This is a genomic window from Pseudomonas sp. SA195 (assembly GCF_054131565.1).
Genome location: NZ_CP096392.1, coordinates 92,505 through 105,000 on the forward strand (window position 1 = coordinate 92,505; position 12,496 = coordinate 105,000).

Genomic DNA, 12,496 nt, shown 5'->3' on the forward strand with positions numbered 1-12,496 from the left:
AAATCCTTGTTCGGAGCGCTTCCATGAAGCCGTTCAGGTCGAGGGGCGAGGCTACCGGTTATCAGTCGTAGCGTTTGCGATGTCTGTCAGGTCAATCGGTAGCAGCACCGTATCGACGCCGATTAAAGTGCCGCAGCCGGCTAGCGCTGTTACAAACCCAGCCAAGGCAGCAACAGTCAGCAATCTATAAAAACTCATGCTCATCTCCTTGAGCTCAGAGAGTGCTGGCGCTCACGCCCAAACGATCCATCCGGTAGAGCAGAGTCCGGCGCGGTAGCCCTAGTTCTCGCGCGGCTTGACTCTGGTTGCCGCCGTTCTTACGCAAGCAATCAATCAGCAGGTTGCGTTCGACCCGTTCGAGCCGCGCGCGCAAATCCAACGTGCTGTCCAGATCGTTGTCCACGGTGCGCAGGCTGAAATGTTCCGGTAATAGTTCGCCGCCGTCGCTCAGGAGTACGGCACGTTCGACCAGCCCCTTGAGCTCGCGCACGTTGCCGGGAAAGGCATAGTCAGCCAGTTGCTCAAGCGCCGCGTCCGACCAGCGCACGGTATCGCGCTGCAGAAAACCGCAGGCTTTGTCGGCAAAGTGGCGGGCTAGACGAAGGACGTCCTGATCGCGGTCCCGAAGCGGTGGCAATTCGATCGGGAAGATGGACAGGCGATAGTAGAGGTCTTCACGAAAGCGACCCTCCTCGACACGCTTGTGCAGATCCTGATGGGTTGCGGCGACGATTCGAACGTCGACTTGATGCGTGCGCGTGCTGCCAAGCGGCCGGACCTCGCCCTCCTGCAGAACGCGCAGCAGCTTGGCTTGTAGGGTCAGCGGCATGTCGCCGATTTCATCGAGGAACAACGTGCCACCGTCGGCCGCATCGAACAGGCCTTCGTGGTCGCGTTCGGCACCGGTAAAGGCGCCTTTTCGATAACCGAACAGCTCGCTCTCGAGCAGGTGTTCGGGCAGGGCTGCGCAGTTCTGCACAATGAAGGCTTGGCTGCGCCGCGAGCCGCAATCATGGATAGCGCGGGCCACCAGTTCCTTACCGGTACCTGTTTCACCTGTCAGCAGAACACTGACGGGGTTGTGCAGGACTTTGCCGATCAGCCCGTAAACCGTACGCATGCGCGGGCTCTCACCAATCAGCCCGTACCCGCTGGTGCATGGGCGCGTCGGGGTGATCTCGCGAGGTGCAGGTTGGGCCGCACCGAGCAGTCTATTGAGCAGATGGGCCTGGCCGAGGGCAAAACGGCCGAGGTTGGTCAAGGTTGCGGTCGCAGCGGTGAGGTCCTGAGTGGCGGTACTGGCAGCCACCATCAGCCCGACGACATGACCTTCTGCATTCTCCAGCGGCAAGCAGAGCAGGCTGCGCCACGGGCGCGACGATTCAGGAAGAAAACCGGTTTCGTGCAAGTTGGCGTCCAGCGGGACGATGCTCAGCTGGCGATTCTGGCTGAGACAGTACTGCAGCAATTGTTCGTCTCGGTAGTCGCTGGGCAGGCTCGCGGTTTCTTGCCGCCGGGCACCATCGAACCACTCGGCCGACAGGGTCAGACGTGTGTGGGTCGCATCGAGCAGGTAGAGCTGGGCGAGCGGGCAGCTCGCCAGCTGCGCCGCCGTTTGTACCAGCCCGTCCAGCCAGCCGCTTGTATCCGTCGTCCAGGCCAGCTCGGCTAAGCGATCCAGTAGCGCACTGGCAGGCGCGGAATGTTCAGTCAGCATAGGCGGGACCTTAAGCGAACTCACAAACCACCGCCCCGTTTTCGTCAAGGGTTGCATGCACACGTTGCAATGCTTGGCCACGGGCCATGCTGTCGAGCAGCCGATCGACGACCAGTGGCTGCAAATGCTGATCGATCAAATGATCGATCAGGCGCGCACCGCTGTCGCTGTGAGTGCAACGCTCAGCCAGGTGCCCAACCAGCCCTTCGCAGTGACTGAACTGCAACTGGCGCCGCGTTAGGCGATCACCGAAGCGCGACAGTTTGAGCGCCACCAGCTCGTTGAGCACGTCACCCTGAATTGGGTAATAGGGGACCACCCGCATGCGGGCTAGCAGGGCCGGTTTGAAGTGCTGGGTCAGTGCAGGTCGAATCGCCAGCTCCAGGTCTTCGGTCTCGGGTCGCTGGCCGCCTTGGCAAAGATCGGCGATACGATCGCTGGCCAGGTTGCTGGTCATCAGGATCAGCGTGTTGCGGAAGTTGATCTCCCGCCCCTCACCGTCGTTGGCCACGCCCTTGTCGAAGATCTGGTAGAAGACGTTCATTACGTCCGGGTCGGCTTTTTCGACTTCATCGAGCAGTACGACCGAGTAGGGCTTCTGGCGAACGGCCTCGGTGAGCATGCCGCCTTCGCCGTAACCTACATAACCCGGTGGCGCACCGATCAGGCGAGATACGGTGTGCTTTTCCTGGAACTCGGACATGTTGATAGTGGTGAGGAAACGTTCGCCGCCGTAGAGCAGGTCAGCCAAGGCAAGTGCGGTTTCGGTCTTACCGACGCCGCTTGGGCCGACCAGCAGAAAGACACCGACCGGCGCATCGGGCTTGTTCAGTCCAGCAGCGGTGGCACGCATGGAGCGGTCCAGCGCTTCGATGGCTTGTTCCTGGCCACGCACTCGCTGGCGCAGATCAGCGGCAAAGCTGAGCACCTTGCTGTTGTGCTCGCGGGCCAGTTGGGAGAGCGGTACGCCGGTCCAATGGCTGATGACTTCAGCCACCAAACGAGGGCAGACCTCGAAACTCACCAGCCGCTCAATGGCCTGGGCATTGGCGAGCTCAGCCTGAAGGTCCTTCAGCTGGGCTTCGAGTTGTTCGAGGTCGGGACGGGTTTCGTCAATGGGTGCGTTGTCGGGCATCATTCGCGCCGTGGCGCATTGCTTGCGCAGCTCCAATAGCTGCTCGGCCAGCGTGCGCTGAGTGGCCCAGCGGGTTTCCAATTGCTCGAGTTCAGCACGAGCTGCCGCCAGGCGCGTTTCCAGGCTGTCCAAAATGACAGTGTCGATGTGCAGGCCTGCATCGAGGTCACGGCGCAGCGCGAGCCCCTGGCGTTCGCCTTCGGCGATCTCGCCTCGCAAGCGCTCCAGCGCTTCAGGTGCGGCGGCCAGGCTGATGCGTACCCGGGCGCAGGCGGTGTCGAGCACATCCACGGCCTTATCGGGCAGCTGGCGGCCAGCAAGATAGCGTGCCGATAGCTCGGCGGCGGCCACGACGGCGTCGTCGCGCAGGTAGATGCCGTGGCTCTTTTCATAAACAGGGGCGAGGCCGCGCAGGATGGTCACTGCTTCGTCGACAGTGGGCTCGTGAAGCTGGACGGGCTGGAAACGACGTGCGAGGGCCGGATCCTTCTCGAAATACTTCTTGTATTCACTCCAGGTGGTAGCCGCGATGGTGCGCAACTCGCCTCGGGCCAATGCTGGCTTGAGCAAGTTGGCGGCATCGCCACTGCCAGCTTGGCCGCCAGCGCCGATAAGAGTGTGGGCTTCATCGATGAACAGGATGATCGGTTTGGGCGAGGCCTTCACCTCGTCGATCACACCTTGCAGCCGCCGCTCGAACTCACCTTTCACGCTCGCGCCAGCCTGCAGCAAACCAAGGTCCAGGCACAGCAGCTCGACGCCCTTGAGCGCGTCCGGCACTTCACCATTGGCGATGCGCAGCGCCAGGCCTTCGACGATTGCCGTTTTGCCGACGCCGGCTTCGCCCACCACGATCGGGTTGCTTTTGCGACGGCGCGCGAGGATGTCGATCATCTGGCGGATCGCGGCGTCGCGGCACAGCACCGGGTCGAGTTTGCCGTCCCGGGCTTGCTGGGTGAAATTGTGGGTGAAACGCGACAGGTTGGACTCGCCCGCTGGCGCCGCCTTGCCAGGGACCGCCTGTGGTTGCTGAGCCAAGGCGAACTCGCGCAATCGTTCGGTGTTCAGGCGCGACAACAGCGGCTGGTAGTGGCTGCCGGCATAGCGCATCGGATTGCGCAGCAGCGCCAGGATCAGTGCGGCCTGATCGATCTGACTCTGGCCGAGCTCTAGGTTGCCTACCAACAGGGCATCCTGTAGCCACTGCACCAGTTCGGCAGAAAAGACCGGGTTGCGCGATTCACTGTGCTCGCTGCGCGGCTGCAGTGCTTGAGCTAGGGTTCCGGCATCGACGTCAGCGTCCTGCAACGCGCGCATCAGTAGGCCTTCGGACCGCTCTAGCAGGCCCAGCAGCAGGTCTTCAACGAGAATCTTGCTGCCGCCACGCACTACGCAGCGCTCGGCTGCGGCTTCCAAGTCGCGCTTGGTCTCGGCGTCCAGTGCTTGGACCAGTTGTTGAAGGTCTACGTTGATCATTTCATCATCCTTAATGAGTCTGGCTGCCCAAGGTGACCATGCCGTCGGCGCGTTCGCTGCCAAGCCAGCTGGTCCAGCCGAGGCGGCAGGGGTTTTCGGCGCCGATGCGCATTTCGCGGATTTCGTCGCGACGCAGCTCCAGGCGTATGTCGTAGTCGAGGGGGTCGCGCAGGGTGAAGCGAACCAGCGCGCAGAGCGGCTGGTAGCCGCTGCCCACGGGCAAAAACTCGTGGAAGCGGTCCCAGCTCAGTTGGCGTATGTGGATGCGGAATTTTCCGCCGCGATCGCGAACGCGTTCGCCAAGCACCAGGCTTTCGCCCAGCTGGCTATTGGCTCGGCCGAGGCGGTTCTGTTGCTCGGCAAGTATTTCGACCTGACGCTCCAGACACTGCTCGATGCGCAGGTCGGCATGCTTGAAGTAGTAGCGCAGCACCGACTCGATCAATGCGGCGGAATGCGCCCGCAGGCTGAGAAGACCTAGATAAGGCAGCAGGCGCTTCCAATTGAGTTCCGAGGCGGCGCGAATTTGCTCGCCACCTAAGCCAATCAGGGCGAACAGTTGCTCGGACAGCGGGTCGCGCGCGCCGCTGGTGAAGCGCGCGCGGTAGCGGTACTTCTGCCAAATGGGCAGCATCAATCGCTGCAAGCGGTTGTTGAACAGATCGAGAAACTCGCGTGTCGGGTTTCCTTCGGTGCTGTCGCCAAGGGCCTGCTCGCCATAGAAGGCTGGCAGTGGCGATCCGGCGCCGAACAAGCTGACCAGGTTGATGCGCAGGCGTGCACGCAGCTCGCCGTCCTCCTGAAAAAACTCGACGCGATCGACATCACTGCCGGGAAACCCCAGGCTCGGGTTGGCCTGGAATTCGAGGTACTCGTAGAGCGCTTCGTCGTCCAGATCGGGATGTGCGGCTTTCAGGCGGTCCATCACCAGCAGCACACCCTGGAACAGGCTGTATTCACGAATGCCCTGGCTGATCCGGTTAAGACCAGGCTCAAAGCCAGCTGCGCGTCGGCCAGGCGGCGTTGAAGTCGAACTCAGAATGCTCATTTACACCTCGTAAACTGCGCTTCTTCGCTCGTCTTCGCCTTGCCTGGCTCTAGCTCGCATGCCTTTGCACCCGGTCTCAGAGCAGGGGCTGCTGCCCCATGCGCGGCGTCCATTGGTACACCTCTCCCTGTGTGCTTCTGACGCGCAGCTCGTGGTACGAGTTGAGGCTGGCGTACAGCGCAAAGAATTCATTGAGTATCGAGGCGAAGAGGAACAGGTCTCCTTCGCCCAGATAACCCTCGGGGTCGATCACCAGCTCGGTACGCACACCGCGCACCGGCAGGCCGCGGTGCAGCCGATCGACATGCTGGTGCCCGATCTGCCTGAGCCCACCGAGCAGGCGTTTGCTGACCTTTTCAGCGTGCTGGTCGTAGTAGCGCGGTAGGTCATAGGTTTCGAGGATGACCTTGAGCGCCTCGACGTTGGCCAGCGACAGGTAGTTCAACGACATGTTGCTGATCAACTTCCAGAGGAAGTCGCGGTGCAACGGTGGCGCGTAGCTCGGTGTCACCGCGCTGATGTTGCGAAAGGTCAAAAACTCCGGCGTGTCTTCGCTGGGCAGGCAGATGTCGCCCAGACGAAGCTGGCGCGGCAGGTTCTGGTTGGTGCACGTCAGCTCGATGGACAGCGTCTCGTGCTGATCGAGGTTACGCAGGCCAAAGCTCAGGTATGTCTCGAGCCCATCGCCAAGCATCGAAGGCTGCTGGCGCACGCTGTAATGCGGGCGCGCCACGGGTACATCGAAGCTTGGATCATGCTCGAACGATTCGAAGGGCACGTACTCTTCATAGCCCATGCCGCCGGGCTTCCAGCCGGTGACGCGGTCGACCGAAAAGACGCCGCACTGATTGCTGTCCAGCTCCGACGGCATCAACAAATACTGATCCTGCTTGCCATCCAGGCGAATTGGGATCGCATCGTGCTCGAACAGATTGACCACCGGCGTGCAATACAGCCGTACGTTTTCCAGGGTCGGGCGGATGCGCTGCACGCCGGCCTTGTGTATGTCGAATCGCAATTCGAAGCCGCGAGCCTGCTCCAGCACTTCTTGCGGCAGGCGCTTGACTGCATCAAGACCTTGCAGGTCGACGAACAGGAATTTCTCCTGAAAGGCGAAATATTCCTGCAAGTAGCGATAACCGCGGAAGGTATTGAGTGGGTAGGGAATCAACGCCTGGTCTTCAGCAAAGCCTACCGGTTGCAGCTTTGACGGATCGATATTGAGGGCGGGCAGCGGCATGCCGAACCCGTCGGTGAAAGGTTTGCCGTTAGCATCCAACGCGACCAGCTGCACGCCGGCGACGTTGCGTAGCAGGCTCAGGTAAAGCATCTGGCTGATATAGCGTTCGCCGGCAAGATGAAGGCGCAGCTGCTTGAGATTCAACTCGCCGAGATGACCGTCCGCCGTCATCTGCAGACGCAAGCTGAGCAGCGCTCCACCCCCCTTCACTGAGTAATCCAGCCCGTCGAGTGCTAGCGGCAAGACTTCAGTGGCGTAGGCGGTGCGAAAACGGCAGGTCACGCCTTGGATCGGCTTGGACTCGACCGGCGTATTGCGCGGCACTATGAGTGCCGGCCCTGGGCGTTTGACTGGGTCGAACTGCAACATGCCGAACGCCGGCAGCGGGCGCATGTAGTTTGGCCAGAGCAGGTGCATCAGCGAGTGGGTCAGCTCCGGCAGCTCGTCGTCGAGCTTCTGCCGCAGCCGGCCGGTGAGGAAGGCAAAGCCTTCTAGCAGCCGCTCGACATCCGGGTCGCGCCCCGCTTGTCCCAGAAACGGCGCCAGCGCCGGGCTGCGCTCAGAGAAGCGTTTGCCAAGCTGGCGCAGGGCGGTGAGTTCGCTCTGGTAGTAGTGGTTGAAAGACATCTATCTATCCCTGATCAGTCGGCGCTGGTGTGGTGGTCCGGAGGAGCACTTACATAAGAGAAACCCTGCATTATTGAACCGAGCCTTTATAACTCTCACGCCAAGTTGCGAAATTTTTCTCGAATTCCTTGCAATTATTAATATTCGAGATAAAAACGTGAAATTAACCGAATCCATGGCTAGCATGACAATGTTCGAGTAAAGGTTGGTTGCCGCACCTAGGGCGAATAGTGCGGCGAATGCTAACCAGTAAAATTCTCTTGGAGTGTGACATTTGGTTGTTCCTGTTGTTTGGTTTTCCTTAGCTGGGTAGGTTGGTTGTTTTTAAAAGCTTCTTATTTGTCCATGATGAGCAATAAATGCAAAGTACAGTTATTGCACATCCTGAAGAGCAATAGAACATTGCTCGAAGAGGATGGCTTGGCAGAAGAAACCAAGCGGTGACCAAAACGAAAGCGATGCAGATCAGAAATTTAATTCTTTTAGCGGGAATGAATGCTATCGCCAAATTGGCTATAGAAAATGTAAGAAGTACTAGCCGTATCACGGCACCTGGCGCAATCCCTCTGGAGTCGAATTCACCCCCCAAGGCCAAATACATGCGAAGGGTAAAGTCGTTGAGTACTACCAAAGTGACGAAACCTAAACTGTGAATAAGCCCGCTTGCTGCGCAGGTTTTCAAGTATTTGCTCATCATTTTTTCCAGATACCATACTTGCTGAGTGATTCTGCAGTTATGGAATTTTCAAGCCTGGCAGTACTGGCCGGGACATATTGGACGGTTATGATGTTTCTTTTGATCGCTCCTCCGCGCTGATAAAATGTCTTGGTTGTTTTTGTTGGTTGATGGTTGTCTGCGGCCCAGAGTGCACCTCTAAGCACCATGAAATTATCATAGGAATTGCTGTTGTCCTTTTCGCCTAAAAATGTGCCGTCTCCCCAGTCCATGCCAGTCTGTATCGTACTCGTGATGGCTTGGTTCTCGTCTCCAAGTTCCCCGCAGTGCAATTTGAATGTATCTACGGCAAATGGAATCTTACCAATACCGTCAGTCCAATAGGGAGCGGAACCAACCATAACCATGAGGAAGCCGTCTCCTCCTTCCTTCGATTGCTTCCAATCACCTGGTTGTCCACTGTAGAAACTTAGAGACCACCGATCCGCGATGGCGAAGTCGATAATCTGCTTCCATGAGAAGTGCTTATATGCGGAGTAGGCTTCGGAGCCCGGCTTGGACGAATCCGGATGAAGCCAGATTCGCTCCCTATAGTTATAGCTAGAGGTTCGAACCACTGGATCTTTTCCGAGTAAAGTTTGTCCGCGGTAATGATGCGGAAAGGCTTTTCGCCCTGCTTCGGCCGGACGGCGAACAAAGGGGAACCGTTCTTGCGGATAATCAGCCAGGCGTTGGGTACTTTGATCTTCGGCGCCTTCTTGTCCTCGCTCGGCGTGCTTTCGGACTGCACCTTGAGTTCGGTCTTGCCGTCTTTGGTTTCGAAGCTATAGGAGGCTCCGTCGATGGTGATGAGGGTTTCCATCAGTCTTCTCCGGAGATGTACAGCGTAAGGGCCTCTTGTTGGCCTCCGGTGGAAATATTGCCGGTCATGCCGCTGCCCGAAGTGGCGCCCTGCTTGACGATGCCGCTTTCTGAGACGATGCGATATGCAAGGTTCTTCAGGGGCTGGCCGTCCTCTGTCTCAAGAGAGAACAAGCGGTCGAAGCCGGCCGTCAAAGAGACCGGGCTTGGCTCGACAAACTTAGCCACCACCACACTCGTCCCAATCAACACCGTCCCCGAACCCCCCATCACGACATTGCCATGACTACCCACCGAGCCCGCCACCGCCGCCGGCTTGCCATTGATCAGTACGGTAGGGATTACGCTGCCCGACAGCGCACCGCCGCAGGCGGAGGCGTCGCCCATGCGCGCGGCGGGCATGCCGTCGAATAGCACATCAGGAGAGCCGGCTGCGATCGGGTTAGTGCCGTGACCCTTTTTCGGGCAGTCGGTGGGGTCGCCCAGGCGGGCTGCGGGTTTACCGGACATCAGGCTCTCCTTAGTGGACTTTTACTTGTCCGCTGCCATCCAGGCTCGCGGAGAAACTCACGTGGCGCTTGAAGCCGTCGATTTCCAGCAGGCCTTCGATGGCGAACGACAAGCTCAGTGGATCGTGGTCGCGGGGTAGGGATAGCACCCGGACTTGGCTCAAACGCGGTTCGTATGCCTCGATAAAGCGTTCGATGGCGATACGCGCCTGCTGCAGCGAGTCGTGCAGCGACAGGCGCATATCGTTCAAATCTGGCAACCCGTAGTCGGGCAACGTTTGCACGCTGCCCGCCCGGGTGCTGAGCATTTTGGCCAGATGGGCAGCCACCGAAGCCATTGCCGCGACTTCGCGGCTCCAGCCGGCGCGCTTGTCGGCGTCACCACCGAGGCGTTCGAACAGGCTGCCGTAGGCCATGGATGCTTATTCCTTGTCCAGCTTGCCAACCAGCGACAGGGTGAAATCGGCACCCATGTACTTGAAGTGCGGGCGCACGTTCAGGCTGACGCGGTACCAGCCCGGCTCACCGTCGACATCGCTGACGACCACTTGCGCTGCGCGCAGCGGGCGACGGCTACGGACTTCGGAGCTTGGGTTCTCCTGGTCGGCCACGTACTGGCGAATCCACTTGTTCAGTTCCAGCTCCAGGTCGGTGCGCTCTTTCCAGGCGCCGATCTGCTCGCGCTGCAGCACTTTGAGGTAGTGCGCCAGGCGGTTGACGATGAACAGATAAGGCAGCTGGGTGCCGAGTTTGTAGTTGAGCTCAGCGTTCTTGCCTTCTTCGCTGTTGCCGAAGAACTTCGGCTTCTGCGCCGAGTTGGCCGAGAAGAAGGCGGCGTTGTCGCTGCCCTTGCGCATGGTCAGGGCGATGAAGCCTTCTTCGGCCAGCTCGTATTCACGACGGTCGGAGACCAGAACTTCGGTCGGGATCTTGGTTTCGATCTCGCCCATGCTCTCGAAGTGATGCAGCGGCAGGTCTTCGACTGCGCCACCGCTCTGCGGGCCGATGATGTTCGGGCACCAGCGGAACTTGGCGAAGCTGTCGGCCAGACGGCTGGCGAAGGTGTACGCGGTGTTGCCCCAGAGGTAATGCTCGTGGCTGTTGGCGACGTTTTCCTTGTACACGAAGGATTTGACCGGGTTGTCTTCCGGGTCGTAGGGGTTGCGCAGCAGGAAGCGTGGGACGGTCAGTCCGACGTAACGGGCATCTTCCTGCTCGCGGAAGCTCTGCCACTTGGCGAACTGCGGGCCTTCGAAGTGATCTTTCAGATCCTTCAGGTCTGGCAGACCGGTGAAGCTTTCCAGACCGAAGAATTTCGGGCCGGCCGCGGCGATGAAGGGGGCGTGGGACATACTGGCGACCGAGGCCACGTACTGCATGGTCTTGATGTCCGGTGCGCTCGGGTCGAAGAAGTAGTTGGCGATCAGGGCGCCGACCGGCTGGCCGCCGAACTGGCCGTATTCAGCGGTGTAGATGTGCTTGTACAGACCGGACTGAACCACTTCCGGGCTGTCCTCGAAGTCGTCGAGCAAGTCCTGCTTGGACGCGTTGAGAACCTCGAGCTTGATGTTCTCTCGGAAGTTGGTGCGATCGACCAGCAGCTTGAGGCCGCGCCAGGAGGATTCCAGCGCCTGGAATTGCTGGTGGTGGAGAATCTCGTCCATTTGACGGCTGAGCTTGGCGTCGATTTCCGCGATCATGCGGTCGACCATGGCCTTTTTGACGGGCTCGTGCTCGTTCTGTGGCTTGAGCAGTTCTTCGATGAAAGCCGACACACCGCGCTTGGCGATGTCATAAGCTTCGTCATCGGGAGTCAGTTTGGTTTCGGCGATGATGCGGTCGAGGATGCCGACCTCGGCGAGGTTTTTGCCGCTTTCGACGGCTGCTGCATTGGTACTCATGGTGTTGGCTTTCCTTGTCGGGAGATTCAGGCGTCCAGGTGTTCTTTCGCGGCGAGGCCCAGCTCACCGAGTACGCGATCGCGCGAGACGTCATCGGCCAGTACGCTTTCGATCGCCTTGCGGAAGGCCGGGGCGTTACCCAGCGGGCCTTTCAGGGCAACCAGGGCGTCGCGCAGTTCCATCAGCTTTTTCAGTTCGGGAACCTGCTCGACCAGGTTGGCCGGGTTGAAGTCCCTCATCGAGTTGATGTTCAGCTGCACGGCGAGCTCTTCGTCGGTGGCCTCGTCTTGCAGGCGGTTCGGCACCGAAAAGGTGAGGTTAAGCTCCTGCTTGGCCAGGACTTCGTCGAAGCTGTTCTTGTCGATGGCGATCGGCTTGCGATCTTCGATCTTGCGATCGTCGGCGCGCTGGGTGAAATCGCCGAGCACCATCAGCTTCAGTGGCAGTTCCAGCTCTTCCTGGGCACCGCCGGTGGAGGGCTTGAAAGTGACGTTGATGCGTTCTTTTGGGGCTACGGAGCCTTCTTTGGCCATGGGTTTCTCCTTTGCGTTTACGGCCCGGGGGCCTAGTCGAGTACCACTTCGAGATCGAGGTGGCACAGCCTGCGGTAAATCTCATCCTTGCTTTCACGCACGGCGTGGTTCTGCGGCAGCAGCTCACAGCAGCTATGCAACAGGCGCAGCACCTCGAGGGCGAGATCGGGTTCCCAGTCGCTGAGGCCTGTGGCCTGCAGCGTCTGATCAAGGGATTCGAGTTGGGTCTTGGCCAGGTCGTACTTCTTCGCCTGAAAGCACAGGCGGGCCAGAGTCAGTTGCCAGAAGAAGCGCTCACGCCCGCCTTGTGCCTGGTTAAGTCCATGCTTGAGTTTTTGCACGGCGCTCTTGAGGCCGTCCTTGCGCAGGTGTGGCAGCACGTCCTGTAGCGCTTCGTCCCAAGCGGGGGTCGCACCGCTCTGGTTGTTGAGTGCTTCGATCGGTGGCTGTGCTGGCTGTACGTGCGGCATCACCCGGGCGCTGATCCAGGCGCGGGTTTCGGCATCGGCGAAAGGGGCGCCATCATGGAAGCGCAGTTCGTCGAGGCCAGGCATGCGTTGCAGAAATAGCGCGAGCTGGATTTCAACCTCGCGCATCGCCTGTTCAGCGTCGAGTTGACTCAAGCATTCCCAGGCCAAGCGCTGGCCGTCGAGCCAGAACGGAGCCCGGGCTATGCTGGCTTCCAGGTCCACCAGTAGATCGGCATACAGTCCTTGAGAAAAGCGCTCTCGGTAGCTAGCTAGCTTGTCTGCAGGGACACCGCGAAGGCCAGT

At 59.7% G+C, this 12,496-nt stretch carries 11 protein-coding genes (1 of these 11 running past the window's edge); all 11 read right to left on the bottom strand.

Annotation, left to right across the window (positions count from 1 at the left end; genetic code table 11):
• Positions 1–214 precede the first annotated feature (214 nt).
• The gene (locus M1D78_RS00435; protein WP_437421958.1) at positions 215–1,717 is read right to left on the bottom strand and encodes a sigma-54 interaction domain-containing protein; all 1,503 of its coding nucleotides are present in this window, start codon (positions 1,715–1,717) and stop codon (positions 215–217) included.
• A 10-nt stretch (positions 1,718–1,727) separates the two neighbouring features.
• Positions 1,728–4,328, bottom strand: a complete 2,601-nt coding sequence (gene tssH / locus M1D78_RS00440; RefSeq protein WP_437421959.1) for a type VI secretion system ATPase TssH — start codon at positions 4,326–4,328, stop codon at positions 1,728–1,730.
• 10 nt (positions 4,329–4,338) lie between these two features.
• Positions 4,339–5,376 carry a type VI secretion system baseplate subunit TssG gene (gene tssG, locus M1D78_RS00445; RefSeq protein WP_437421960.1) on the bottom strand — a complete coding sequence of 346 codons (1,038 nt, stop codon included), beginning with the start codon at positions 5,374–5,376 and terminating at the stop codon, positions 4,339–4,341.
• A gap of 76 nt (positions 5,377–5,452) precedes the next feature.
• Positions 5,453–7,243 (bottom strand): type VI secretion system baseplate subunit TssF, encoded by a 1,791-nt coding sequence (tssF, locus tag M1D78_RS00450; protein WP_437421961.1) that lies wholly within the window; start codon positions 7,241–7,243, stop codon positions 5,453–5,455.
• Positions 7,244–7,936: 693 nt separating this feature from the next.
• Positions 7,937–8,326, bottom strand: coding sequence for a hypothetical protein (locus M1D78_RS00455; RefSeq protein WP_437421962.1), 390 nt, complete (start codon positions 8,324–8,326; stop codon positions 7,937–7,939).
• A 62-nt stretch (positions 8,327–8,388) separates the two neighbouring features.
• Complete coding sequence (locus tag M1D78_RS00460) at positions 8,389–8,781, bottom strand: hypothetical protein (protein ID WP_437421963.1); 393 nt, start codon at positions 8,779–8,781, stop codon at positions 8,389–8,391.
• Positions 8,781–9,290 carry a PAAR domain-containing protein gene (locus tag M1D78_RS00465; RefSeq protein WP_437421964.1) on the bottom strand — a complete coding sequence of 170 codons (510 nt, stop codon included), beginning with the start codon at positions 9,288–9,290 and terminating at the stop codon, positions 8,781–8,783. Before M1D78_RS00465 ends, M1D78_RS00460 begins: the two co-directional genes overlap by 1 nt.
• Positions 9,291–9,300: 10 nt before the next feature.
• Complete coding sequence (gene tssE / locus M1D78_RS00470) at positions 9,301–9,705, bottom strand: type VI secretion system baseplate subunit TssE (RefSeq protein ID WP_437421965.1); 405 nt, start codon at positions 9,703–9,705, stop codon at positions 9,301–9,303.
• Between the two features lie 6 nt (positions 9,706–9,711).
• Positions 9,712–11,190 (bottom strand): type VI secretion system contractile sheath large subunit, encoded by a 1,479-nt coding sequence (gene tssC / locus M1D78_RS00475; RefSeq protein WP_437421966.1) that lies wholly within the window; start codon positions 11,188–11,190, stop codon positions 9,712–9,714.
• 26 nt (positions 11,191–11,216) lie between these two features.
• Positions 11,217–11,723, bottom strand: coding sequence for a type VI secretion system contractile sheath small subunit (gene tssB, locus M1D78_RS00480; protein ID WP_437421967.1), 507 nt, complete (start codon positions 11,721–11,723; stop codon positions 11,217–11,219).
• A gap of 32 nt (positions 11,724–11,755) precedes the next feature.
• Positions 11,756–12,496 carry the end of a type VI secretion system protein TssA gene (gene tssA / locus M1D78_RS00485; protein WP_437421968.1) on the bottom strand. 822 nt of this gene lie beyond the right edge of the window, so only the last 741 of its 1,563 coding nucleotides appear in the window; its start codon lies beyond the right edge, outside the window; the stop codon is at positions 11,756–11,758.